The 23193-nt window shown below is 59.0% G+C and carries 25 protein-coding genes; 14 read left to right on the forward strand and 11 right to left on the reverse strand.

Annotation, left to right across the window (positions count from 1 at the left end):
- The first annotated feature begins 7 nt into the window (after positions 1–7).
- Positions 8–1969, forward strand: coding sequence for a U32 family peptidase (locus GT756_RS09670; protein ID WP_004202789.1), 1962 nt, complete (start codon positions 8–10; stop codon positions 1967–1969).
- A gap of 12 nt (positions 1970–1981) precedes the next feature.
- Here the strand turns inward: GT756_RS09670 and GT756_RS09675 are convergent, their stop codons facing one another.
- The 5 genes from GT756_RS09675 to GT756_RS09695 all read right to left on the reverse strand — a co-directional run bounded on the left by GT756_RS09675 (position 1982) and on the right by GT756_RS09695 (position 5278).
- Positions 1982–2215 (reverse strand): DUF2554 family protein, encoded by a 234-nt coding sequence (locus GT756_RS09675; RefSeq protein ID WP_017900476.1) that lies wholly within the window; start codon positions 2213–2215, stop codon positions 1982–1984.
- A gap of 149 nt (positions 2216–2364) precedes the next feature.
- Positions 2365–2649, reverse strand: coding sequence for a hypothetical protein (locus GT756_RS09680; protein ID WP_160124729.1), 285 nt, complete (start codon positions 2647–2649; stop codon positions 2365–2367).
- Between the two features lie 96 nt (positions 2650–2745).
- Positions 2746–2871, reverse strand: coding sequence for a DUF2474 domain-containing protein (locus GT756_RS09685; protein ID WP_004202785.1), 126 nt, complete (start codon positions 2869–2871; stop codon positions 2746–2748).
- Positions 2871–3881: a cytochrome d ubiquinol oxidase subunit II gene (cydB, locus tag GT756_RS09690; RefSeq protein WP_032456154.1), complete on the reverse strand. Its 1011-nt coding sequence runs from the start codon at positions 3879–3881 to the stop codon at positions 2871–2873. The genes GT756_RS09685 and cydB overlap by 1 nt, the downstream gene beginning before the upstream one ends.
- Complete coding sequence (locus GT756_RS09695) at positions 3881–5278, reverse strand: cytochrome ubiquinol oxidase subunit I (protein ID WP_023318407.1); 1398 nt, start codon at positions 5276–5278, stop codon at positions 3881–3883. Before GT756_RS09695 ends, cydB begins: the two co-directional genes overlap by 1 nt.
- 720 nt (positions 5279–5998) lie before the next feature.
- On the opposite strand from GT756_RS09695, the gene GT756_RS09700 reads away from it, so the two are divergent.
- From GT756_RS09700 to patD, 6 genes are all read left to right on the forward strand, one after another.
- On the forward strand, positions 5999–7411 hold the full coding sequence (locus GT756_RS09700) for a PLP-dependent aminotransferase family protein (protein ID WP_004202781.1): 1413 nt from the start codon (positions 5999–6001) through the stop codon (positions 7409–7411).
- A 305-nt stretch (positions 7412–7716) separates the two neighbouring features.
- Positions 7717–8862 carry a putative ABC transporter substrate-binding protein YdcS gene (gene ydcS / locus GT756_RS09705; protein ID WP_017900481.1) on the forward strand — a complete coding sequence of 382 codons (1146 nt, stop codon included), beginning with the start codon at positions 7717–7719 and terminating at the stop codon, positions 8860–8862.
- Between the two features lie 16 nt (positions 8863–8878).
- Positions 8879–9892, forward strand: a complete 1014-nt coding sequence (locus GT756_RS09710) for an ABC transporter ATP-binding protein (RefSeq protein WP_004202778.1) — start codon at positions 8879–8881, stop codon at positions 9890–9892.
- Between the two features lies 1 nt (position 9893).
- Entirely contained in the window at positions 9894–10823 is a 930-nt protein-coding gene (locus GT756_RS09715) for an ABC transporter permease (protein ID WP_160124730.1), read from the forward strand.
- Positions 10813–11619, forward strand: a complete 807-nt coding sequence (locus GT756_RS09720; protein ID WP_017900483.1) for an ABC transporter permease — start codon at positions 10813–10815, stop codon at positions 11617–11619. The genes GT756_RS09715 and GT756_RS09720 overlap by 11 nt, the downstream gene beginning before the upstream one ends.
- 22 nt (positions 11620–11641) lie before the next feature.
- On the forward strand, positions 11642–13069 hold the full coding sequence (gene patD, locus GT756_RS09725) for an aminobutyraldehyde dehydrogenase (protein ID WP_160124731.1): 1428 nt from the start codon (positions 11642–11644) through the stop codon (positions 13067–13069).
- A 340-nt stretch (positions 13070–13409) separates the two neighbouring features.
- On the opposite strand, the gene GT756_RS09730 is transcribed toward patD, so the two are convergent.
- Positions 13410–13532 (reverse strand): small membrane protein, encoded by a 123-nt coding sequence (locus GT756_RS09730; RefSeq protein WP_004175940.1) that lies wholly within the window; start codon positions 13530–13532, stop codon positions 13410–13412.
- 487 nt (positions 13533–14019) lie between these two features.
- Between GT756_RS09730 and GT756_RS09735 the strand changes: the two genes are divergently transcribed.
- Entirely contained in the window at positions 14020–14271 is a 252-nt protein-coding gene (locus GT756_RS09735; protein ID WP_160124732.1) for a hypothetical protein, read from the forward strand.
- A 51-nt stretch (positions 14272–14322) separates the two neighbouring features.
- On the opposite strand, the gene yncL is transcribed toward GT756_RS09735, so the two are convergent.
- Positions 14323–14415, reverse strand: a complete 93-nt coding sequence (yncL, locus tag GT756_RS09740; protein WP_002906891.1) for a stress response membrane protein YncL — start codon at positions 14413–14415, stop codon at positions 14323–14325.
- Between the two features lie 195 nt (positions 14416–14610).
- Here yncL and GT756_RS09745 point away from each other — a divergent pair, with 195 nt between their 5' ends.
- Together GT756_RS09745 and GT756_RS09750 are read left to right on the forward strand one after the other, a co-directional pair.
- Entirely contained in the window at positions 14611–14784 is a 174-nt protein-coding gene (locus GT756_RS09745) for a GhoT/OrtT family toxin (RefSeq protein ID WP_004202771.1), read from the forward strand.
- An 88-nt stretch (positions 14785–14872) separates the two neighbouring features.
- Positions 14873–15622, forward strand: coding sequence for an alpha/beta fold hydrolase (locus GT756_RS09750; protein ID WP_017900486.1), 750 nt, complete (start codon positions 14873–14875; stop codon positions 15620–15622).
- Positions 15623–15634: 12 nt separating this feature from the next.
- On the opposite strand, the gene GT756_RS09755 is transcribed toward GT756_RS09750, so the two are convergent.
- Positions 15635–17068 carry an aldehyde dehydrogenase gene (locus GT756_RS09755; RefSeq protein ID WP_049092992.1) on the reverse strand — a complete coding sequence of 478 codons (1434 nt, stop codon included), beginning with the start codon at positions 17066–17068 and terminating at the stop codon, positions 15635–15637.
- 272 nt (positions 17069–17340) lie between these two features.
- Between GT756_RS09755 and GT756_RS09760 the strand changes: the two genes are divergently transcribed.
- Both GT756_RS09760 and GT756_RS09765 read left to right on the forward strand, forming a co-directional pair.
- Complete coding sequence (locus tag GT756_RS09760; RefSeq protein WP_004202766.1) at positions 17341–18939, forward strand: ABC transporter substrate-binding protein; 1599 nt, start codon at positions 17341–17343, stop codon at positions 18937–18939.
- Positions 18940–18955: 16 nt separating this feature from the next.
- Positions 18956–19189: a YdcY family protein gene (locus GT756_RS09765; RefSeq protein WP_004202765.1), complete on the forward strand. Its 234-nt coding sequence runs from the start codon at positions 18956–18958 to the stop codon at positions 19187–19189.
- 8 nt (positions 19190–19197) lie between these two features.
- Here the strand turns inward: GT756_RS09765 and GT756_RS09770 are convergent, their stop codons facing one another.
- Together GT756_RS09770 and GT756_RS09775 are read right to left on the reverse strand one after the other, a co-directional pair.
- Positions 19198–19647, reverse strand: coding sequence for a DMT family transporter (locus GT756_RS09770; RefSeq protein ID WP_064189676.1), 450 nt, complete (start codon positions 19645–19647; stop codon positions 19198–19200).
- On the reverse strand, positions 19644–20162 hold the full coding sequence (locus GT756_RS09775; protein ID WP_064177758.1) for a GNAT family N-acetyltransferase: 519 nt from the start codon (positions 20160–20162) through the stop codon (positions 19644–19646). Before GT756_RS09775 ends, GT756_RS09770 begins: the two co-directional genes overlap by 4 nt.
- A 160-nt stretch (positions 20163–20322) precedes the next feature.
- On the opposite strand from GT756_RS09775, the gene GT756_RS09780 reads away from it, so the two are divergent.
- Both GT756_RS09780 and GT756_RS09785 read left to right on the forward strand, forming a co-directional pair.
- A complete protein-coding gene (locus tag GT756_RS09780) occupies positions 20323–20904 on the forward strand; it encodes an XRE family transcriptional regulator (protein WP_023318398.1) in 582 nt (193 codons plus the stop codon).
- A 65-nt stretch (positions 20905–20969) separates the two neighbouring features.
- Positions 20970–22007, forward strand: a complete 1038-nt coding sequence (locus GT756_RS09785) for an NADP-dependent oxidoreductase (RefSeq protein ID WP_017900489.1) — start codon at positions 20970–20972, stop codon at positions 22005–22007.
- A 62-nt stretch (positions 22008–22069) separates the two neighbouring features.
- Here the strand turns inward: GT756_RS09785 and rihA are convergent, their stop codons facing one another.
- On the reverse strand, positions 22070–23005 hold the full coding sequence (gene rihA, locus GT756_RS09790) for a pyrimidine-specific ribonucleoside hydrolase RihA (RefSeq protein WP_130971831.1): 936 nt from the start codon (positions 23003–23005) through the stop codon (positions 22070–22072).
- Positions 23006–23193: the final 188 nt, after the last annotated feature.

Consider the following 23193-nt stretch of genomic DNA (forward strand, 5'->3'; position numbering starts at 1 on the left):
CACGCGTATGCGCCTGCACAATCATCGTCTTGAACTTCTTAGTCCTGCCCGCGACGCCGGTATCGCTCGCGAAGCGATCCTTCACGGCGCTGACGCCGTTTATATCGGTGGACCTGGCTTTGGCGCCCGCCACAACGCCAGCAACAGCCTGAGTGACATCGCCGGGCTGGTGCCTTTCGCCCATCGCTTTGGCGCCAAGGTCTTTGTGACGCTGAACACCATTCTGCATGACGATGAGCTGGAGCCGGCGCAGCGGCTGATCACCGATCTCTATGACGCGGGCGTCGATGCGCTGATTGTTCAGGATATGGGGATCATGGAGCTGGATCTGCCGCCAATCGAGCTGCACGCCAGCACCCAGTGCGATATCCGTAGCGTGGAGAAAGCAAAGTTTCTCTCAGACGCCGGCTTCAGCCAGATCGTGCTGGCGCGCGAGCTGAACCTCAGTCAAATCAAAGCCATCTACGATAATACTGACGCCACCATTGAATTCTTTATCCATGGCGCACTGTGCGTGGCCTATTCCGGCCAGTGCTACATTTCCCACGCCCAGACCGGACGCAGCGCCAACCGCGGCGACTGCTCGCAGGCCTGTCGCCTGCCGTATACCCTGAAGGACGATCAGGGGCGCGTGGTGGCCTATGAAAAGCATCTCCTGTCGATGAAAGACAACGACCAGACCGCCAACCTGGCGGCGCTGATCGACGCCGGGGTACGCTCCTTCAAAATTGAAGGCCGTTACAAAGACATGAGCTACGTGAAAAACATCACCGCTCACTACCGCCAGATGCTGGACGCCATAATCGAAGACCGCGGCGACCTCGCGCGCGCTTCAGCCGGCCGCACTGAGCATTTCTTTATCCCGTCCACCGATAAAACCTTCCACCGCGGCAGCACCGACTACTTCGTTAATGCCCGTAAAGGCGATATCGGCGCCTTTGATTCGCCAAAATTTATCGGACTGCCGGTGGGCGAAGTGCTGAAGGTGGGTAAAGACCATCTCGACGTCGAGGTTAGCGAACCGTTAACCAACGGCGACGGCCTTAACGTGATGATTAAGCGCGAAGTGGTGGGTTTCCGCGCCAATACCGTGGAAAAAACTGGCGAAAATCGCTATCGAGTGTGGCCGAACGAGATGCCTGCGGATCTGCATAAAGTGCGTCCGCATCAGGCGCTTAACCGCAACCTCGACCACAACTGGCAGCAGGCGCTGCTGAAGACCTCCAGCGAACGCCGCATCGCCGTAGACGTCACCCTAAGCGGCTGGCAGGAGCAGCTGGTTCTCACCATGACCTGTGAAGATGGCGTCAGCGTGACCCATACCCTTGACGGGGTGTTTGCCGAAGCTAACCAGGCAGAGAAAGCGCTAACCAACCTGCGTGACGGTGTCACAAAACTGGGGCAAACCATTTATTATGCGCGCGATGTGCAGGTCAATCTGCCGCCGCTGTTTGTTCCCAACAGCCTGCTCAACCAGCTGCGTCGTGAAACCGCCGAAATGCTGGATGACGCGCGTCTCAACGCCTGGCAGCGCGGTACCCGCAAGCCGGTCTCCGTGCCGCCCCCGGTTTACCCGGAGACCCATCTCTCCTTCCTCGCCAACGTCTATAACCATAAGGCGCGGGCGTTCTACCAGCGCTATGGCGTGCAGCTGATTGATGCCGCCTATGAAGCGCACGAAGAGAAGGGCGATGTGCCGGTGATGATCACCAAACACTGCCTGCGCTTTGCCTTCAATCTCTGTCCGAAACAGGCGAAAGGCTCCATCAAGAGCTGGAAAGCCACGCCGATGCAGCTGATCCATGGCGATGAAGTGTTGACCCTGAAGTTTGACTGCCGTCCGTGCGAAATGCACGTGGTCGGCAAGATCAAAAACCATATCCTCAAAATGCCGCATCCGGGGAGCATCGTGGCCTCCGTTAGCCCTGACGAGCTGATGAAGACCCTGCCGAAGCGCAAAGGGGCCTGATCTGCGGCGACGCTACTGGCTGTGTGATGCCCGCGGTTTGCGGGCGTCCTGCCAGCGGTGATGCTCGCGCAGGTCGGCGGCGTTCTCTTCGCACCGGCTGCGAAGCTCATCGCTATCCGCCTCATGCAGCAGCTGCTGTTCGAGACCCTGTACCGGAAAGTAATCGTGCCCCTGACGGTGGGCCAGCAGATGCCCGGAAAATAGCGCGCACAACAACAGCAGGGCACTCGTGCTTCTTCTCAACATACCTTTTCTCTGCGAATCAATGGCGTGGGCTTACTATGCCAGGGGCTGTGCAGGTTTTTTTCCCGGTTTATCAAAGAAGGGCAAGGGTTTGTCAATGTCTGCTGAAAGAGGGTGAAAAAAGCCTGGCCTAGAAGGCCAGGCCTGAGGGATTACGCTTTTGGCGGCAGTGGTTTCCCGCTGTGCTCGCCGCCTTTTGGCGGCTGCTTACCACCATGCTGCGGTTGTTTGCCGTCTCGTTGCGGCTGTTTGCCATCATGCTGCGGCTGCTTGCCGCTGTGTTGCGCTTGCTTACCGTCGTGTTGGCCCTTTTTCGCCGGCAATTTACCCTGATGGTGCGCGCCTTTTTCTGGCGGCGGCGGCGGGTTGTCGGCAGCGAAAGCCCATGACGATATTCCCAGCGTCAACGCGGCGGAGAGTAAAGCTAACTTCTTCATAGCAATATCCTTTATTCTGATGTGTCCGCGTATTTCAGCAGGTAAAAGTGAAGACAAGATGGAGAAGTCCAGATCCGGAATACTCTGCATCCCGGTTCAAACCTTAAGACCTGCAGCGGTCATCAGCAGGCGAAACAGCAGGCTGATGGCGGCCAGCGTCAGCACGCTGCCTCCCCACAGCGCGATCAGCCACAGCAGACGTTTGGACCAGACGGTTTTCATCAATGATACCCCTCCCCGGGCTGGACTTTGCCGCGGAACACGTAATAGCTCCAGCAGGTATAGCCAAGAATAACCGGAATAATCAGCAGCGCGCCCACCAGCATAAAGCCCTGGCTTTGCGGCGGGGCGGCGGCCTGCCACAGGGTGATCGACGGCGGAATAATATGCGGCCAGATGCTGATCCCCAGTCCGCTAAAGCCGAGAAACACCAGGCCCAGCGTCAGGGTGAAAGGCGAGACATGGCGGTCATGCAGAGGTAGCGTGCGCCATAGCCAGGCGCTAATCAGGAGCACCAGCAGCGGCACCGGCAGCAGGAAATAGAGATTCGGCAGGCTGAACCAGCGGGCGGCGATCGCCGGGTGCGCCAGCGGCGTCCACAGGCTGATGACGGCAAATACCCCCAGCAGCGCGACCAGCATCTGCCGCGACGCCCTGCGCATCCGCTGCTGCAGCGCGCCTTCGCTCTTCATTACCAGCCAGGTGGCGCCGAGGAGCGCATAAGCCACGCACAGCCCGAGTCCGCAAAAGAGGTTGAACGGGGTCAGCCAGTCAAACATGCCGCCGCTGAAGGCGCGACCGCTGACGGTAAAACCATTAATCACCGCTCCGACCACCACGCCCTGGCTGAAGGTTGCCAGCAGGGAACCGCCGAAAAAGGCGCGATCCCAGAACGGCCGGTGCGACGGCGTGGCCTGGAAGCGAAATTCAAAGGCCACGCCGCGAAAGATCAGGCCGATCAGCATCAGGGTCAGGGGGATCGACAGGGCGTCGATAATCACCGCGTAGGCAAGAGGAAAGGCGCCAAACAGACCGGCGCCGCCCAGCACCAGCCAGGTCTCATTGCCATCCCAAACCGGGGCGACGCTGTTCACCATCACGTCGCGCTCTGTGCTGCCCTGGACCGTGCCGAACAGTATGCCAATGCCCAGATCAAAGCCGTCCATGACGATGTACATCAGCGTGGCAAAGACGATAATCACGAACCAGATCACCGATAATTCGATACCCATTAGCGGGACTCCTTCTGCAGATAACCTTCAGTAGCGGCGGACAGCGGGCGGGCTGGCGTACCGGTTGTCGCGGGTTGCACCGCCTGCGGCCCCTTGCGGATCAGGCGCAGCATATAGCTGTAGCCAACGCCGAAGACGGCGCTATAAACCACAATAAAGGTCAACAAACTGACCGACATATGCAGATCGCCGTGGGCGGAAACGGCCTCGGCGGTGCGCTGAACGCCATACACTACCCATGGCTGGCGGCCCACTTCGGTGGTCACCCAGCCGGCGAGAATGGCAATCAGTCCTGAGGGGCCCATCCACAGGGCGAAGCGCAGAAACGGCCGCGAGTGGTACAGCCGGTCGCCACGGCGCAGCCACAGGGCCAGCACCCCGAGCAGCAGCATCAGCATACCCAGACCGGCCATCAGGCGAAATGACCAGAACACCACGGTGGAGTTTGGGCGATCCTCTGGGGCGAACTCCTTCAGCGCCGGCACCTGTTTATCCAGGCTATGGGTGAGGATCAGACTGCCCAGCGCCGGGATCTCAAGCCCGTAGCGGGTGCGCTCCTGCTCCATATCTGGCCAGCCAAACAGCAATAATGGCGTAGGCTCGCCGGGCGGGTTTTCCCAGTGGCCCTCAATGGCGGCGATTTTTGCCGGCTGGTGTTTCAGGGTGTTCAGGCCATGCATATCGCCGATCAGCGCCTGGACCGGCGCGACCAGCAGCGTCATCCATAGCGCCATGGAGAACATCTTGCGGATCGCTGGCGACTGATTGCCGCGCAGCAGATGCCAGGCCGCCGAGGCGCCGACGAACAGCGCGCTGCTGAGAAATGCCGCCACCGTCATGTGCAGTAAGCGGTAGGGGAACGACGGGTTAAAAATCACCGCCAGCCAGTCGACGGGCACTACCTGGCCATCGACGATTTCAAATCCCTGCGGAGTCTGCATCCAGCTGTTGGAGGCGAGGATCCAGAAGGTTGAGATGATGGTCCCCAGGGCTACCATGCAGGTGGCGAAAAAGTGCAGCCCCGGCCCCACGCGGTTCCAGCCGAAGAGCATGACCCCGAGAAAACCGGCTTCGAGAAAGAACGCCGTCAGGACTTCATAGGTCAGCAGGGGGCCGGTGATGCTGCCCGCGAACTGCGAGAAACCGCTCCAGTTAGTGCCGAACTGATAGGCCATCACCAGCCCGGATACCACTCCCATACCGAAGTTGACGGCGAAGATCTTCGACCAGAAATGGTACAGCGAGCGCCAGGTGGGATTTTTGCTTTTCAGCCACAGGCCTTCGAGAACCGCCAGGTAGCTCGCCAGGCCAATGGTGATGGCGGGAAAGATAATATGAAACGAGACCGTAAAGGCGAATTGAATTCGCGCCAGATGGAATGCATCAAGACCGAACATGCAGGACTCCACAACAAAATTGATTCAGCGCAATTTTAGGCAGGGCGGTGGCAAGGGGGCAGAGGCAGTCGGGCCATTTTTTAGCATAACAGTTAGCGGCTGTTATGATCTTTTTGCCTGTCTCCGGGACATTCGGCGCAGTACTGCCCCTCGGGGGAGTCGCGCCTTTTATTCAACCCTGAAAGCACAACCAAATTATTGGCCATGGGGAAATATGGATTATATATATCCTTTAATTATCGCAGACTTACGAATTGGCTTAGACCTGAACTGAGGCGGGTATGGCCATTCAGGTTTTTTGGACAATATCCTCAGAGCACGACAGTAAGAGCATTTCTTGTCGCCACTTTATTCATAAAAGTTTTGCCTCAACTCATTTATTAGTATTAGGAACAGTAAAAAAGATGAGGCAGTTAATTGTGAATTAAATAATTTTAAATTGTCGTCTTTTACCGCGCTTTGTATTTTATTCTCAGGATATCAATACAAAGGAATGTACATGTCAGAAAAAGGATTACATAGTTTATGTATTACGCTCGGTATCATGCTCATTTTTTGGTTGGGTATAATTACGTTGTTTTGGGCAATTTTCGCGTAACTCCGGCCTGGAGGCTTTCTGTGCGATAGGGTTGCGCTGTTTTACATAACAGTTTCTTAAAACTGTTAATTTATAACAACTGATATATGATAAAAGGAGGTTGCAGCAAGGAAAGGGTAACAATGAAAAAGTATCAACAGCTGGCGCAGCAGTTGACCGACCAGATCGCGCTGGGCGTCTGGTTACCGGGTGATCGGCTCCCCTCGCTGCGCGAGCAGGTGATCAGCAGCGGCATGAGCTTTATGACCGTCAGCCATGCCTATCAGCTACTGGAAAGCCAGGGGCGCATCGTCGCCCGACCACAGTCAGGGTATTACGTCGCCCCCCAGCCGGTGAAGCTTCGTCAGCCGGCGCCGCCTGCCCAGGTGACCCGCGATGAAGCGGTTGATATCAATACTTACATCTTTGAGGTGCTTCAGGCCAGCCGCCAGGCGTCAATGCTGCCCTTTGCCTCGGCCTTCCCGGATCCGCGCCTCTTCCCTCTCCAGCAGCTTAACCGTTCGCTGGCGCAGGTGAGTAAAACCGCCACCGCCATGAGCGTGATTGAGAACCTGCCGCCGGGCAACGCGGAGCTACGGCACGCCATTGCCCGGCGCTATGCTCTGCAGGGGATGAACGTCTCGCCCGACGAGATCGTCATTACCGCCGGAGCGCTGGAGGCGTTAAACCTTAGCCTGCAGGCGGTGACCGAGCCGGGGGACTGGGTGGTGGTGGAAAATCCCTGTTTTTACGGGGCCCTGCAGGCGCTGGAGCGGCTGCGCCTGAAGGCGCTGTCGGTGGCTACCGACGTCAAGGAGGGCATTGACCTGACGGCGCTGGAGGCGGCCCTGCAAAACTATCCGGTCAAGGCTTGCTGGCTGATGACCAACGGTCAGAACCCGCTCGGCTTCACCCTCCGCGCCGAAAAAAAAGCGGCGCTGGTGGCATTGTTGGCGCGCTATAACGTGATGCTGATTGAAGATGATGTTTACAGCGAGCTCTATTTTGGCCGCGAGAAGCCGTTGCCGGCGAAGTTCTGGGATCAACAGGATATGACGCTGCACTGCAGTTCGTTTTCAAAATGTCTGGTGCCCGGCTTTCGTATCGGCTGGGTGGCTGCCGGGAAACAGGCGCGGCGGATCCAGCAGTTGCAGCTGATGAGTACGCTCTCCACCAGCTCGCCGATGCAATTAGCCCTGGTGGATTACCTGTCGACCAAACGCTACGACGCCCACCTGCGCCGTCTCCGTCGCCAGCTGGCGGAACGTAAACAGCAGGCCTGGCAGGCGCTGCTGCGCCATCTGCCGCCGGAGGTCATTATTCATCACAGCGACAGCGGCTATTTTCTGTGGATCGAACTACCGGAAGGGGCGGACGCCAGCGTGCTGAGCGCCCGGGCGCTGGCGTCGCACATCAGCATCGCTCCGGGAAAAATGTTTTCCACCTCTGCCAGCTGGACCTCGTTTTTCCGTTTCAATACCGCCTGGGGCTGGGGAGAACGCGAAGAGCAAGGGGTGAAGCGGCTGGGGGAACTAATTCGTGAGCAACTTTCCTGATCGCTTTGGCTATTTTTCGCCGCGATAACCAATCGCTATAAATAAACGAAGAGTTTTTTTTATCGAGGCCGGTCATTATTTTACCGGCGCTCACCATAGGAAATATGCATACCCCTCCTTTTTCTCTAACTCGTTGTCTATAATCCATAAAGTCATTCTTGTGTTGGCGATTTTTGCGTAATGCGTCCCGGGTCACAACCTGAATAAATTCCCTCGAGGGCGTTAATCCGATGACTACCCTTATTTCAGGAGATATTTTTACGGCACGGCTGCCGCTAATTCCCTTGTGACAGGAGTAACACCTGATGAGCAAAAAATTGGCCCGTTGCAGCCTTTATGTGCTGGGGATGGCCTGCCTGACCGTCCAGGCGGCTGAGCCACTCACCTCGCTGGATAAACCGGAAGGGCGGCTGGATATTATTGCCTGGCCGGGGTATATCGAACGCGGTCAGACCGACAAGCAGTACGACTGGGTCAGCCAGTTTGAAAAAGAGACCGGCTGTCAGGTTAATGTGAAAACTGCCGCCACCTCTGACGAAATGGTTAGCCTGATGGCCAAGGGCGGCTACGATCTGGTGACCGCCTCGGGCGATGCTTCGCTGCGTCTGATCATGGGCAAACGCGTTCAACCGATTAACACAGCGCTGATTGCCGGGTGGCGCACTCTCGACCCGCGCATTGCGCAAGGGGCATGGTTTAACGTCGGGGGCAAAGTTTACGGCACGCCGTATCAGTGGGGACCGAATCTGCTGATGTACAACACCCGCGTATTCCCGACGCCGCCGGACAGCTGGAGCGTGGTCTTCGTGAAGCAGGATCTTCCGGATGGCAAAACCAATCAGGGGCGGGTGCAGGCCTATGATGGCCCGATCTATATCGCCGACGCTGCGCTGTTTGTCAAAGCCACCCAACCACAGCTCGGGATCGATGACCCCTATCAGCTGACCGAAACCCAGTACAACGCGGTGCTGAAAGTGCTGCGTGACCAGCAACCGCTGATTCACCGCTACTGGCATGACGCCACCGTGCAGATGAACGACTTCAAAAACGAAGGGGTGGCCGCCTCCAGCTCGTGGCCCTATCAGGCCAACGGCCTGAAGGCGGAAGGCCAGCCTGTCGCCACCGTATTTCCGAAGGAGGGGGTGACCGGCTGGGCGGATACCACCATGCTGCACAGCGAGGCGAAGCACCCGGTCTGCGCCTATAAATGGATGAACTGGTCGCTCACGCCGAAGGTGCAGGGCGATGTGGCGGCCTGGTTCGGCTCGTTGCCGGTGGTGCCTGAGGGCTGTAAAGCCAGCGCGCTGCTCGGAGAGAAAGGCTGTGAGACCAACGGCTATGACCAGTTTACCCGCATCCACTTCTGGAAAACGCCGATTGCCGAGGGGGGGAAATACGTTCCCTACAGCCGCTGGACGCAGGACTACATTGCGATAATGGGCGGCCGCTAAGGATCGGAGGCAAACAATGACGTACGCGGTCGAGTTTCAGAATGTATCGCGCCTGTATGGCGATGTACGGGCAGTGGACGGGGTCAGCATTGGCATCCGTGACGGCGAGTTTTTCTCGATGCTGGGTCCTTCGGGCTCGGGGAAAACCACCTGCCTGCGGCTGATTGCCGGTTTTGAGCAGCTCTCCGGCGGCACCATTCGGATCTTCGGTCAGCCGGCCAGCGAGCTGCCGCCCTGGCAGCGGGACGTCAATACCGTGTTCCAGGACTATGCGCTGTTTCCCCATATGTCGATCCTCGACAATGTTGCTTACGGCCTGATGGTCAAAGGCGTGGCGAAGAAAGCGCGCCATGCCCGCGCCCAGGAAGCGCTGGAAAAGGTGGCCCTCGGTTTTGCGCACCATCGCAAGCCCTCCCAGCTCTCCGGCGGTCAGCGGCAGCGGGTCGCCATCGCCCGGGCGCTGGTGAACCAGCCGCGGGTGCTGCTGCTCGACGAGCCGCTGGGCGCTCTGGATTTAAAGCTGCGCGAGCAGATGCAGGTGGAGCTGAAAAAGCTACAGCAGTCGTTGGGGATCACCTTCATCTTCGTTACCCACGACCAGAGCGAAGCGCTGTCGATGTCCGATCGCGTGGCGGTGTTTAACAACGGGCGCATTGAGCAGGTGGACGCCCCGCAGGATCTTTATCTGCATCCGAAGACCGCCTTTGTCGCCGGTTTTGTCGGCACCGCCAACGTCTTTGAGGCCGAGGCGGCCCGGCGGTTATGCGGCCTGGCGGGCTGCTGGTCGCTGCGCCCGGAGCATGTTCGCCTGCAGGGCGGCGGGGAGGTGCAGGTGCAGGGCGTGGTTCAGGCGGTACAGTATCAGGGGGCGGCGACGCGGATCGAGCTCCGGCTGGCGGATGGCGACAAGCTGCTGGTCAGCCAGGCCAATATCGACGGCGCGGCGGCGGCGAGCGTTCCTCGAACCGGGCAAACGGTGCAGGCGTCATGGTCGCGGGCGGCGATGACCCCGCTGGAAAGCGGAGGCTGAGATGACCATGGCGATTGTTCCTGCGCAGGCCGGACGCGTATCGAGGATCTTCTGGCGCCGGCCGGCGCTGGGCCTGTTTTTGCTGCTGCTTGGGCCGTTGATGTGGTTTGGCATCGTCTATCTGGGCTCGCTGCTGACCCTGCTGTGGCAGAGTATCTACACTTTTGACGACTTCACCATGTCGGTGACCAGCGACTTTACGCTTGCCAACCTGCAGGCATTGTTCAACCCCGCCAACTACGACATTATCGTCCGCACCCTGGTGATGGCGCTGTGCGTGACCTTGGCCAGCGCCCTGCTGGCGCTGCCGATGGCCTGGTATATGGCGCGCTACACCAGCTGCAAAATGAAGGCCTTCTTTTATATCGCGGTCATGCTGCCGATGTGGGCCAGCTATATCGTCAAGGCCTACGCGTGGGTGCTGCTGCTGGCCAAAGATGGCGTAGCGCAGTGGTTCCTCGGCCATCTCGGGCTGGAAGGGGCGCTGAACGCTCTGTTGACCGTCGCGGCGGTGGGCGGCAACACCTTATCCACTTCCGGCCTCGGACGCTTTCTGGTCTTCGTCTATATCTGGCTGCCTTTTATGATCCTGCCGGTGCAGGCGGCGCTGGAGCGTATTCCGGGCTCTCTGCTGCAGGCCTCGGCCGATCTTGGCGCTGCCCCACGGCAGACCTTTCGCTACGTGGTCCTGCCGCTGGCTATTCCCGGAATTGCCGCCGGGTCGATCTTCACCTTTTCGCTGACGCTGGGCGATTTTATCGTGCCGCAACTGGTCGGCCCACCGGGGTACTTTATCGGCAATATGGTCTACTCGCAGCAGGGGGCGATCGGCAATATGCCGATGGCGGCGGCGTTTACCCTCGTGCCGATCGTGCTGATTGCCCTTTATCTGGCGTTCGTGAAACGTCTGGGAGCCTTCGATGCACTCTGAACGCGCACCCTGGTACCTGAAACTGGCGACATGGGGCGGGGTGGTGTTCCTCCACTTTCCGCTGCTGATCATCGCCATCTATGCTTTTAATACCGAAGATGCTGCCTTCAGCTTTCCGCCGCAGGGGCTGACGCTGCGCTGGTTCAGTGAGGCGGCAGGGCGCAGCGATATTTTGGAAGCAGTGACGTTGTCACTTAAGATCGCCGCCCTGTCGACGGCCATTGCCTTAGTGCTTGGCACGCTTGCTGCAGGCGCCCTGTGGCGGAGCACCTTTTTTGGTAAGAACGCGGTGTCGCTACTGCTGCTGCTGCCCATCGCCCTGCCGGGGATTATAACCGGCCTGGCGCTCCTGACAGCCTTTAAAGCGGTCGGCCTGGAGCCTGGTCTGCTGACCATCGTGGTGGGGCACGCGACCTTCTGCGTGGTGGTGGTGTTTAACAACGTCATCGCTCGCTTCCGCAGGACCTCCTGGAGCCTGGTGGAGGCCTCGATGGATTTGGGGGCGACTGGCTGGCAGACCTTTCGCTACGTGGTGCTACCCAATCTGGGTTCGGCGCTGCTGGCGGGCGGGATGCTGGCATTCGCCCTGTCATTTGATGAAATCATCGTCACGACTTTTACCGCGGGGCATGAGCGAACCTTGCCGCTGTGGTTACTGAATCAGCTGGGGCGGCCGCGAGATGTGCCCGTCACCAACGTTGTCGCGCTGTTGGTGATGCTGGTAACAACGATACCAATCTTAGGGGCCTGGTGGCTCACCCGCGACGGCGATAACGTCGCCGGAAACGGGAAATAAAACCATGAAACAGGATAATGCTATGCAACACAACCTCTTAATAAACGGTAAGTTAGTGGCAGGTGAAGGCGAAAAGGTGCCGGTATACAACCCTGCGACCGGCGAAGTGATCCTGGAGATTGCCGAAGCGACAGCGGCCCAGGTGGATGCCGCCGTTGAGGCGGCGGATCGGGCGTTTGATGCCTGGAGCCAGACGACGCCGAAAACGCGCGCGGAATGTCTGCTGAAGCTGGCGGATGCCATCGCGGCGCAGGCGGAGCCCCTGGCGCAGCTGGAGTCGCTGAACTGCGGCAAGCCGCTGCACTGCGTGCTTAACGATGAGATGCCGGCCATTGCGGACGTTTTCCGCTTCTTCGCCGGCGCCGCCCGTTGCCTGCCGGGGATGGCGGCCGGAGAGTATCTGGAAGGGCATACCTCGATGATCCGTCGCGACCCGGTGGGCGTGGTAGCCTCCATCGCGCCGTGGAACTATCCCCTGATGATGGCGGCCTGGAAGCTGGCCCCGGCGCTGGCGGCAGGCAACTGTGTGGTGATAAAACCCTCCGAGATCACGCCGCTGACGGCGCTGAAGCTGGCAGAGCTGGCAAAAGATATTTTCCCGGAAGGGGTGATCAACGTACTGTTCGGCCGCGGCAAAACGGTGGGCGATCCGCTGACCGCTCACGCGAAAGTGCGGATGGTTTCCCTGACCGGGTCGATTGCCACCGGCGCCCATATCATCGGCCATACCGCCTCGTCGATAAAACGTACCCATATGGAGCTGGGCGGTAAGGCGCCGGTCATCGTCTTTGACGACGCGGATATCGACGCGGTAGTGGATGGCGTTCGGACCTTCGGGTTTTACAACGCCGGCCAGGACTGTACGGCCGCCTGCCGGATCTACGCCCAGCAGGGTATTTATGAGCAGCTGGTGGAGAAACTTGGGGCGGCGGTGGCCAGCCTGAAAATGGGGGCGCCGGAGGATGCCGCCACCGAGCTGGGGCCGCTGAGCTCGCTGGCCCATCTTGAGCGGGTCAGCGCCGTGGTGGAAGCCGCAAAGGCGCTACCGCATATTAAAGTGGTTACCGGTGGCAATCGGGCTGATGGCGCCGGCTATTATTTCCAGCCGACGCTGCTCGCCGGCGCCCGGCAGGAGGACGCTATCGTGCAGCGCGAAGTGTTTGGCCCGGTGGTCAGCGTGACGCCTTTCAGCGATGAAGCGCAGGCCCTGAGCTGGGCAAATGACTCCCAGTATGGGCTGGCCTCTTCGGTGTGGACGAAAGATGTTGGCCGCGCCCACCGGCTCAGCGCCAGGCTGCAGTACGGCTGCACCTGGGTCAACACCCACTTTATGCTGGTGAGTGAAATGCCGCATGGCGGCCAGAAGCTGTCGGGCTACGGGAAAGACATGTCGATGTATGGCCTTGAGGATTACACCGTGGTTCGCCATGTGATGGTTAAACATGGCTAACGGATTGACCCTTAAGCGGCAAAAGATTATTACGCAATGGGTGTGTTAGTGCGCTAATAGTCACGATGGCAAAAATGGTTAAAACTCGCGGCGGGGGATGTGAGATTATTCTAATACCCCTTCAAGAGCTAAGCCATCGTGAGTGCCGGAGATAAGCGCCGGATGGGGTTCGCCAGCCACCCTGGGCGCATCGCGCCCTGCGGGTGAGGCGGCAACGTCGCGGTTTGCGACCGGATACCGGCCCCTGCCTGATGGCAGGGGCTTTTTTATGTCCACAGTAAGCCAGGAAGAGGAGGATGCCAGCGACGCTGGAGCAGGGAGGAATTTGTTTTAACCGTGTTCAGCGTTTGGTTTTTTTGCTCGGCAAGCTGGCGCTGCGACGGTCACGTATATAGGAAATAAGATTATACACCGCCGCGACCAGCAGGATCAGCGCGATGACCAGCGTGATGATTCCGGACATATCCACCTCGAAATATAAAAGCGCACTGCGCTAAAAACATTACCAATAGTTATGAATGTAAGTATTCTCTGCAGAGAAGGCAAATGATATTTGTTGTCATTTAGCGCTATTTTGGGCCCTGGCCAGCGAGGCCAGACAGGAAAAGGTTTGGTTACAATAGCTTGTAGTCGCCTGTTATCTTATTCAGATCCAGCGCCAGCGTGGTATATCGCATTTTCGGTCAAGGCGCGCTAATCTTTTCATTTGCGATTGGCGAAATATTATCTTTATCAGATGAATCAGATTGCGCTGAACAGAAACTATTTCACGACTATAAATAAGGCTTTTATATTTGCAGTCAGCGGGTGATATTTATTCGCAATATTTAATCACCGACGAATCAATCCACCATACGCGCCAGCGCGGTGGCGCACGCTCCCGGGTTTGACTTTCCGCCGCCGCTCATGCGATCATTTCATGCATATTCGGTTTTAACGTTGATGTCGCTGTGAAAATTTTGGCTTTTATTCTGCTGGCAATCGGTACCGTGGCGCTGAGCTATGGTAACGCGCCGGCAAAACGTATTAAGGACTGTGAGAACGCGGGAGTGGGGCAGGCCGTCTGCGCCGCTGCCGAATGGGATAATGAGAAAGTGAATGTTCTGCCTCATTATAACCCTGAGATGAATAAGGTTATTATCGCAGGCCATTCAGCCCGTAGCGTTTATGACCCTGATAATGGCGCCAGCCTCCGCACCTAAAAAAGCAGCCCAGTGGGCTGCTTTTTTAGGTTTCGTTGCTGAGTAAAATGATTAAAACCAGCCAAATCTCACCGACAGCAGGCTGATAAGCGCGAACGCGGCGCAGACATTAATCATAACGACGGTCTTGCTGGAGACATCCATAACGCCACCTTAATGAGTAAGTCCCTAAAGGTATAGTACGGCGGGCGCGGTTGCGCTATCGGATTAAGACGAATCAGGCTTTGTTCTGAATATTGAGCCCGATTCTGAATTTGTTATACAGGTATCTCTGAATCACGACGTCATGGCAGATAATTATCCCACCATGGAACGCTCCTCAGGGAAGGAAAACTAAGAATGACGTTATATCAAAAAATGTTGGTGTTTTACGCCATTATGGGCGTGATCTGTGCCGTAATTAGCTGGTTTTTAACCAAAGAGAGTTGGGTGATCCGCCTGCTGGCGGCCCTGTTGATCGGTGCCACCTGGCCGTTCAGCTTCCCCATGGCGCTGCTCGTCTCGCTGTTTTAACCTTCCGGCGGCGGACGACAGAAAAGGGTGGCGGCAAAGGTAAGGTTACTGTATAAAAACACAGTAACCTTATCATGGAGGCAAACAGGTGAACGGTTTCTTTTCGTCCGTCGCAGGCGCCACATTGCGCTGGCTCGATCTCCCGGGAGAGGGGCTTCCGCTGGTGTTTATCCACGGCCTCGGCTGCGCGTCCTCTTACGACTACCCCCGCGTCGCCAGCGACCCCGCGCTCAACGGGCGGCGCAAAATACTTATCGACCTCCCGGGCTTCGGCTACAGCGATAAACCGCACGACTTTAGTTACAACATACATAAGCAAGCGCAAGCTGTGGAGCAGGTCCTCAACCACCTGCGCCTGCAGCGCTTCGCGCTGTATGGGCATAGCATGGGTGGAAGCATCGCCATCGAAGCGGCAGGGCTGCTGGCGGAGCGAGTGACGACGCTGCTGGTGTCTGAACCCAACCTGTTCGCCGGAGGCGGTGAGTACAGCAGACGCATTGCGGCGCAGGCAGAGGGGGCCTTTATCGCTGAAGGTTACGCCAGGATGCTGGCGGAAGAGCGCTCGCCGTGGGCCGGCTGTTTGCAAAACAGCGCCCCCTGGGCCGTCTGGCGAGCCGCCAGCAGCCTGATAAACGGCAGCGACACGCCCTGGTTTACCCAGCTCTGCCAGCTGCGCTGTCAGAAGATGCTGATCGTCGGCGAGCAGTCGCTCCCTTATGCGGATATCGAACGGGCAGAGGCGCACGGGATCCCGGTCGGGATTGTGCCCCACGCGGGGCACTCGATGGCGTGGGAAAACCCGGAAGGGCTGGCGCAACTCATCGCCAGCCACGGCTAAGGGGAGACGGCGTCAGAAAGGCAGTTCGCGGGGCTGGGTCTGGAGCGTTATCCAGCGCAGCTCAGTGAATTCTGCAATTCCGGCCCGGCCGCCGAACCGGCCATAGCCGGAGGCTTTGCAGCCGCCAAACGGCATTTGCGCTTCATCATGAACGGTTGGACCATTGATATGGCAAATGCCGGTTTGCAGACGTTGCGCCAGGTTCCACGCTCTGGCGCTGTCGCGGCTGTAGACCGCCGCGGAAAGGCCATATTCGCTGTCGTTGGCTACCGCCAGCGCCTCTTCGTCATTATTAACCCGAATAATCGCTTTTACCGGGCCGAAGGACTCTTCGTTCCACAGCCGCATCTCGCGGGTGACGCCGTCCAGTAAGGTCGGCGCCATGTGGGTATCGCTGGCTTTACCGCCGGTCAGCAGGCGGGCGCCCTTGGCTAAGGCATCGTCGATTAACGCGTTGCAGCGGGTGACGGTATTCATGTCGACCACCGGGCCGGTCAGGCTGGCGGGGAGAGAGGCGGCGCGCCTCGCCAGCAGAGGGATAAAGCGCTCCGCCACGGCGTTGTCGACAATAATGCGCTCGGTGGACATGCAGATCTGTCCGGCGTTGGCGAAGGCGCCAAAAATGGCGCCCGCCGCCGCCTGTTCGATATCGGCATCGTCGAGGACCAGCAGCGGCGCTTTGCCACCGAGCTCCAGCACCGCTGGTTTCAGATACTGCCCGCAGGTGCGGGCGATAATCCGCCCCACCGGCGTGGAGCCGGTAAAGTTGACACGCCGCACCGCCGGATGGGCGATCAGCGACTCCACCAGCGCCGGCGCGTCTTGCGGCGCGCAGGTAAGATAGTTCACCACACCCGGCGGGAAGCCCGCCGCGTCGAGGGCGTCGATAATCAATCCTTGTGTCGCCGGGGAGAGCTCAGCGCCCTTGAGGATCACCGTGTTGCCGCAGGCCAGCGGCGTCGCCAGCGCCCGGGTGGCAAGGATCAGCGGCGCGTTCCACGGCGCCATGCCCAGCACCACGCCAGCCCCCTGGCGGACGCCCATCGCCAGATTGCCCGGCACGTTGGATGGAATGATCTGTCCTTCAATCTGGGTGGTCAGCGCCGCCGCTTCGCGCAGGATATCAGCCGCCAGATGGACGTTAAATCCGGCCCAGTGCGCGGTCGCGCCGGTTTCCGCCGCCATGGCGGCGATAAATTTAGCCTCCCGCAACAGCATATGTTCCGCCGCGTCGAGCAGTAAGCGACGCCGTTCCGCCGGGAGCGTATTGCGCCACTGTGGGAAGGCGCTGGCCGCGGCCTCGACGCAGCGTTTGCCGTCGGCGAGACTGGCGGCAGCGGCAACCGAAGCGACATCGTCTTGGGCCGGGTGGCGCCGGGTGAAGGTCCGACGGTCTTCGGCATCATGCCACTGGCCATCAATGTACAGATTGCAGGTGATTGTCATGGGGGTAGTAACCTCTTGTTCTGCGGTCCCTCCAGTGTACCGGTCGCCGCTGATGGCGAGCGTGAGCGGGGCGGTTATCGCACATTTTTTTGCCGGAATTGTGCGTAGCTCACAACATCCCAATCGTGCCTGACGCAAAAAGCAGCGCGACGCCGATTAAACCAGCAAATTCAGCGCGATTGGCATAAGGTGATAGCCATTGATTATTTGCCGGTGGCGAGGGGCTGTGCTGTTATTACTGTTCTTATAATCAATAATCAGGACTTATAACCATGTCTACAGGGAAAACCACGCTGGCGCTGCTGCTGAGCGCGCTGTTGCCGGTCAGCGCCGCATGGGCCGCGGGCAATGATACGCTGGTCTATTGCTCAGAGGCCTCCCCGGAGTCTTTCAACCCGCAGATCGCCAGCTCCGGCCCGTCGTTCGTCGCCAGCTCGCAGGTGCTGTATAACCGCCTGGTCACTTTTGACCCGGTGAAGAACACGCCGATCCCGTCGCTGGCCACCGAGTGGCACGTCTCTGAGGATGGCAAGACCTGGACCTTCACGCTGCGTCAGGGGGTGAAGTTCAACAGCAATAAATTCTTCAAACCGACCCGCGATTTTAACGCCGACGACGTCCTGTTTTCCGTACTGCGCCAGATGGATCCTCAGCATCCTTATCACAAGGTGTCGCAGGGGAACTATGAGTACTTCCACGACGTGGGCCTCGATAAGCTGATTAAGTCGGTGAAAAAGGTCGATGACTATCACGTCCAGTTCGTACTTAACGAACCGAACGCGGCGTTTCTTGCCGACTGGGGAATGGACTTCGCCTCTATTCTGTCGGCGGAGTATGGCGAGGCGATGCTGAAGAAAGGGACGCCGGAAAACGTTGATAACTGGCCTGTCGGTACCGGACCCTATGCCCTGCAGCAGTATAAAGTGGATTCGCAAATCCGCTATATCGCCAATCCCCACTACTGGGAAGGCGAGGTGCCGACTAAGCACTTAATCTTTTCCATCACGCCAAACGTCGAGACACGCCTGGCGAAACTGCAGACTAACGAGTGCCAGATTATTCCTGCGCCTTCGCCGGTTCAGTTCCCGGTAATTAAGGGCAATAAAGATCTGGCGCTGCACGCCGTCGAGGCGCTGAACGTCGGCTACCTGGCGTTTAACACGGAGAAAAAACCGTTTGATAATGTGCTGGTGCGCCAGGCGTTAAACTATGCCACCGACAAGCAGGCAATCGTTAAGGCGGTGTTCCTCGATTCCGGTACGGTGGCGAAGTCACCGATCCCGTCCACCATGCTCGGGTATAAAAAAGACCTCCCGGACTACGACTACGATCCGCAGAAAGCGAAAGCGCTGCTCAAGCAGGCGGGTCTGGAGCAAGGGGCGGAAGTGACCCTGTGGTCGATGCCGGTTCAACGTCCGTACAACCCGAACTCAAAACGCATTGCTGAAATGATCCAAAATGACTGGGCGAAAGTCGGGGTGAAAGCGAAGATCGTCAGCTATGAGTGGGGCGAATACCTCGCCGGCATGCGTAAAGGTGAACACGATAGCGCGCTGTACGGCTGGATGTCGGACAATGGCGACCCTGACAACTTTGCCGGCACGCTGCTCAGCTGTGATAATATCCAGACCGGCTCTAACGCCGCCCGCTGGTGCGATAAGTCGTATGACGCGCTGGTGAAGAAAGCGCTGCTGGTGAGCGATCCGCAGGCGCGCGCCACGCTCTATGAACAGGCGCAAGAGATCTTCTACCAGCAGGCGCCGTGGATCACCCTGGCGACCGGCAAGACCTTCTATGCCACCCGCAGTAACGTCAGCGGCTACCGCGTGAGCATGATGGGCAGCGATTTTTCCAAAGCGAAGCTGAATTAAGCGAAAGGAGAACAGGATGGCACATCTGGATGAGGTTATCGTCAAAGTCGATGACACTATTGCCGAGGGGGTTATCGCTCATATGAATGAGCTGCTGATCGCCCTGAGCGATGACGCGCAACTCAGTCGTGAGGAGCGCTATACCCAGCAGCAGCGCCTGCGCACCGCTATCGCCCACCATGGCCGACAGCATCAGGAAGAGCAGGACGCGCGCCGCGAGCAGTTGACCAAAGGCGGCGCGATCCTCTGAAGAGGCGCTCAGAACTGGCGTCTGGCCACCAGCCAGGCGCCCACCACCAGCATCACCGCGCCGCATAATGGCCCGAGCAGCGCTCGCAGCGGTACGCCGTGGGCGCGAATTAAATCCATGATCAACCCGCCGACCAGCTGGCTGGCCACCAGTACCGCAATGGTGGTGGCCGCGCCGACGTTTTGATAGCCGCTGATGCTGGCAAAAACGAAAAAGGACCCCAGCAGGCCAGGGATCAGCGTCCACCACTTCACGCTCAGGGCCAGCTCCTGAAAGCCAGCGGCGCCCTGGCGCAGGAGCAACAGGATCACGAAAATAACGATACCCACCAGCGAATTGAGCAGCATGGCGATGAGGATCGTCGACGCCGACTGGGTGATGCGCACCATCAGGGTGTTCTGTAGTACCAGGCCTACGCCGGCGGCCACCAGACAGGCGAGGGTGAGCGACGCATTCATGCCTTACCGTCCGGTTCCTGGCGCGCATCCAGCTGCAGCTGCATAAAGGTGAGATCCAGCCAGCGGCCAAATTTGGTTCCCACCTGCGGCATCTGCCCGGTGGTGATAAAGCCCAGCGTTTCATGCAGGTGCAGCGAGGCGTGGTTCTGCGACTCGATCCCGGCGACCATCACATGTTTATTCAGCCGCCGCGCTTCGGCGATCAGCGCAACCAGCAGTTTGCGACCCAGGCCTTTCCCCTGATGGTCGGGGTGAACGTACACCGAATGCTCCACGGTGTGGCGAAAGCCGTCAAACGCGCGCCAGTCGCCAAAAGAGGAATAGCCGGTGATGACGCCGTTTTCCTCGCTCACCAGCACCGGAAAGCCGACCAGCTGGCGGGCTTCAAACCACGCGATGCGGTTGTCGGTATCCACGGTTTTATCATTCCAGATAGCGGCGGTATGCACGACGGCGTGGTTATAGATCTCGGCGATCGCCGCGCAATCGTCTTTAATGGCAGGGCGGATGGACATAGCAAACCTCAGTTATCGTACACTATAGTAGTACGTTATTATTACAATAATGAACGTCACGCTGTCATCCGTTTTCAGCGAAATATTGCTGATGGGCCAGGGGGGGCGCGGCCCAACGGGCGATTGTGTAATGCGTGCGCGCACACTATAGTGTTACGTTATGAATACTATAGAAGACAACCTCAATCAGCGCATCAGCGCGCGCATCCGCATCGAGCGCGAATCCCGCGGCTGGTCGCTGAACGACCTCGCCGAACGGGCCGGCGCCTCGCGGGCGATGATCCATAAGATCGAGCGCGGTGAAAGCAGCCCGACGGCCTCAATGCTGGGCCGCCTTTCCGGCGCCTTCGGGATCAGTATGTCAACGCTGATCGCCCGGGCGGAAATGCAGGAGGGCAAGCTGCTGCGTTTTGCCAGCCAGCCGGTATGGCACGACCCGCAAAGCCACTATCTCCGTCGCCACGTCTCGCCGCGCAGCGATCTGCCCATTGACCTGGTGCAGATCGAGCTGCCGCCCGGCAGCGATGTGCCGATGCCGGCCTCGTCCTACGCGCTGGCCCGCCAGCTGATTTGGCTGCAGCAGGGCGAACTGGTGTTCATGGAAGGGAATACCCGCCACGAGATGCAGACGGGGGACTGTCTGGAGCTCGGCCCGCCGAACGACTGCCGCTTTATCAATGAGTCCGCAGAGACCTGCGTCTATCTGGTGGTGCGCCTTAATCAATCGCCATCCGGCTCTTAATGTTAAAGCGCATTGCGCATAAAGCAGCTAGCCTCAGTACAGTCTGCTAACAAGAGGAGTTTACTATGACAGAACAACCGCAACGCCATCGCCGCTGGGTACTGGCTTCCCGTCCCCATGGTGAACCGACGGCAGAGCATTTCCGCCTGGAAGAGAGCGAGGTACCGACGCCAGGGCCGGGTCAGGTTCTGCTGCGTACCGTTTATTTATCGCTGGATCCCTATATGCGCGGGAGGATGAGCGACGCGCCGTCCTATTCACCGCCGGTGGCCATCGGCGCGGTGATGGTGGGCGGGACCGTGAGTCGCGTCGTGACCTCGCAGCATGATGATTTTCAACCAGGCGACTGGGTGCTGGGCTACAGCGGCTGGCAGGATTATGAGCTTTCCGACGGCAGCGGACTGGTGAAGCTGGGGGACAACCCGCAGCACCCGTCCTGGTCGCTGGGGGTTCTGGGGATGCCGGGCTTCACCGCCTACATGGGGTTGCTGGACATTGGCCAGCCGAAGGCGGGTGACACGCTGGTGGTCGCTGCGGCCACCGGGCCGGTGGGCGCCACGGTCGGACAGATCGGCAAAATTAAGGGCTGCCGTACCGTCGGCATCGCCGGCGGCGCGGAGAAGTGTCGCTATGCGGTTGACACCTTAGGCTTTGATGTCTGCCTTGACCATCGCGCAGCGGACTTTGCCGAACAGCTGGCCCAGGCCTGCCCGCAGGGCATTGACGTCTACTACGAAAACGTCGGCGGCAAGGTGTTTGACGCGGTGCTGCCGCTGCTGAATACCGCGGCCCGGGTTCCGGTCTGCGGGCTGGTGAGCGGCTATAACGCCACCGGTCTGCCGGATGGGCCGGATCGTCTGCCGTTGCTGATGGCGACCATCCTCAAGAAACGCATCCGGATGCAGGGCTTTATTATCGGCCAGGATTACGGGCATCGGATCGCGGAATTCCAGCAGCAGATGGGGCGCTGGGTGCAGGAGGGGAAAATTAAATATCGCGAACAGCTGATTGACGGTCTGGAGCAGGCGCCGCAGGCGCTGATCGGCCTGTTGAAAGGCGAAAACTTTGGTAAGGTGGTGATCCGCGTGTCGGCGGACGACTAATACGCCGGGTTTAGCCTGAATGCGCCTCTCTCCCGGCCGGGAAGAGAGGCGCTGCATGAATATCAGGCGTAAAAGGCTAACCGCTGGGCGAGCAGATCGACAAAGGCTTCGCGGTCCACATCCAGCAGCAGGGTGGTATTGGGCAGATTGCCGGTCAGATGGTAGTAATCGACCACCGTCATCCCCTGGGTATATTTTCCTTCCGTTTCCACGCCGACCCAGCGCTCGATAGTGGTAAAGAGCTCCGGCTTGAGGAGCCAGGCGATGGTGCAGGGGTCGTGGAGCGGCGCGCCGTCGAAGCCCCACTTTTCGTCCTTGTGGTAGGCCATAAAGAAGTCGAGCAATTCGGCGACGATGGTTGATACCGGATTGCCAATCTGGCGGAATCGCTCAATATCCGCAGGAAGGATCTGCGCCCGGTGGGTGACATCCAGGCCCGCCATCACCACCGGGATCCCCGACTGAAAGACCATCTCCGCCGCCTGCGGATCGACGTAGATATTAAACTCCGCCGCCGGCTGCCAGTTGCCCAGCCCCATGGCGCCACCCATGATCACGATGCGGGCGATCTTCGCGTGCAGCTCAGGATGGCTGGCGAGCAGCAACGCCACGTTCGTCTGCGGCCCGGTGGCTACCAGCGTCACCGGCTCCTGACTTTCGCGCAGCACCCTGGCCATCAGCTCGACGGCGGTGCAGTTTTGCGGCGAAAAGGCCGGCTCCGGCAGGTTCGGGCCATCCAGTCCGCTTTCCCCGTGCACATTATCGGCAATGATCAGATCGCGCATTAACGGCTTCCACGCGCCGCCGGCGACCGGAATATCCGCGCGGTTCAGCAAGGTCAGCATACGCAGCACGTTGCGCAGAGTCTTCTCCGGGGTCTGGTTGCCTGCGGAGGCGGTGACGGCTTTCACCTCCAGCTCCGGCGAGGCGAGGGCGAGGACCAGGGCGATCGCGTCATCATGTCCCGGATCGCAATCAATCATAATCGGCAGTGCCATAGCAGCTCCTTGTTGGCGTTGTTCTGTGACCAGACTAACGCTGCGGCGCGAGGCAGACGAGATAGTGTGCAGAATAGTGTGATGACAAGCACGGTTGCAGCGGCAATCGCACGGTTAGTCGCGGCGGTCCTGCGTCATCAGGCCTCGCCTTGCGATGGCGCAAGCTAGCGTCCGGCGCGGCGCGATAG

Origin of the sequence: Klebsiella sp. Q2 (assembly GCF_009900705.1) — a bacterium.
In the GTDB taxonomy this organism is placed as follows: Bacteria; Pseudomonadota; Gammaproteobacteria; order Enterobacterales; family Enterobacteriaceae; genus Klebsiella; species Klebsiella quasipneumoniae.

Bases quoted from the DNA above. Each gene is read 5' to 3' on its own strand.
- GT756_RS09670 (WP_004202789.1), top strand. From the start codon at position 8: ATGCGCCTGCACAATCATCGTCTTGAACTTCTTAGTCCTGCCCGCGAC.
- GT756_RS09675 (WP_017900476.1), bottom strand. From the start codon at position 2,215: ATGTTGAGAAGAAGCACGAGTGCCCTGCTGTTGTTGTGCGCGCTATTT.
- GT756_RS09680 (WP_160124729.1), bottom strand. From the start codon at position 2,649: ATGAAGAAGTTAGCTTTACTCTCCGCCGCGTTGACGCTGGGAATATCG.
- GT756_RS09685 (WP_004202785.1), bottom strand. From the start codon at position 2,871: ATGAAAACCGTCTGGTCCAAACGTCTGCTGTGGCTGATCGCGCTGTGG.
- cydB (WP_032456154.1), bottom strand. From the start codon at position 3,881: ATGGGTATCGAATTATCGGTGATCTGGTTCGTGATTATCGTCTTTGCC.
- GT756_RS09695 (WP_023318407.1), bottom strand. From the start codon at position 5,278: ATGTTCGGTCTTGATGCATTCCATCTGGCGCGAATTCAATTCGCCTTT.
- GT756_RS09700 (WP_004202781.1), top strand. From the start codon at position 5,999: ATGAAAAAGTATCAACAGCTGGCGCAGCAGTTGACCGACCAGATCGCG.
- ydcS (WP_017900481.1), top strand. From the start codon at position 7,717: ATGAGCAAAAAATTGGCCCGTTGCAGCCTTTATGTGCTGGGGATGGCC.
- GT756_RS09710 (WP_004202778.1), top strand. From the start codon at position 8,879: ATGACGTACGCGGTCGAGTTTCAGAATGTATCGCGCCTGTATGGCGAT.
- GT756_RS09715 (WP_160124730.1), top strand. From the start codon at position 9,894: ATGACCATGGCGATTGTTCCTGCGCAGGCCGGACGCGTATCGAGGATC.
- GT756_RS09720 (WP_017900483.1), top strand. From the start codon at position 10,813: ATGCACTCTGAACGCGCACCCTGGTACCTGAAACTGGCGACATGGGGC.
- patD (WP_160124731.1), top strand. From the start codon at position 11,642: ATGCAACACAACCTCTTAATAAACGGTAAGTTAGTGGCAGGTGAAGGC.
- GT756_RS09730 (WP_004175940.1), bottom strand. From the start codon at position 13,532: ATGTCCGGAATCATCACGCTGGTCATCGCGCTGATCCTGCTGGTCGCG.
- yncL (WP_002906891.1), bottom strand. From the start codon at position 14,415: ATGGATGTCTCCAGCAAGACCGTCGTTATGATTAATGTCTGCGCCGCG.
- GT756_RS09745 (WP_004202771.1), top strand. From the start codon at position 14,611: ATGACGTTATATCAAAAAATGTTGGTGTTTTACGCCATTATGGGCGTG.
- GT756_RS09755 (WP_049092992.1), bottom strand. From the start codon at position 17,068: ATGACAATCACCTGCAATCTGTACATTGATGGCCAGTGGCATGATGCC.
- GT756_RS09760 (WP_004202766.1), top strand. From the start codon at position 17,341: ATGTCTACAGGGAAAACCACGCTGGCGCTGCTGCTGAGCGCGCTGTTG.
- GT756_RS09765 (WP_004202765.1), top strand. From the start codon at position 18,956: ATGGCACATCTGGATGAGGTTATCGTCAAAGTCGATGACACTATTGCC.
- GT756_RS09770 (WP_064189676.1), bottom strand. From the start codon at position 19,647: ATGAATGCGTCGCTCACCCTCGCCTGTCTGGTGGCCGCCGGCGTAGGC.
- GT756_RS09775 (WP_064177758.1), bottom strand. From the start codon at position 20,162: ATGTCCATCCGCCCTGCCATTAAAGACGATTGCGCGGCGATCGCCGAG.
- GT756_RS09780 (WP_023318398.1), top strand. From the start codon at position 20,323: ATGAATACTATAGAAGACAACCTCAATCAGCGCATCAGCGCGCGCATC.
- GT756_RS09785 (WP_017900489.1), top strand. From the start codon at position 20,970: ATGACAGAACAACCGCAACGCCATCGCCGCTGGGTACTGGCTTCCCGT.
- rihA (WP_130971831.1), bottom strand. From the start codon at position 23,005: ATGGCACTGCCGATTATGATTGATTGCGATCCGGGACATGATGACGCG.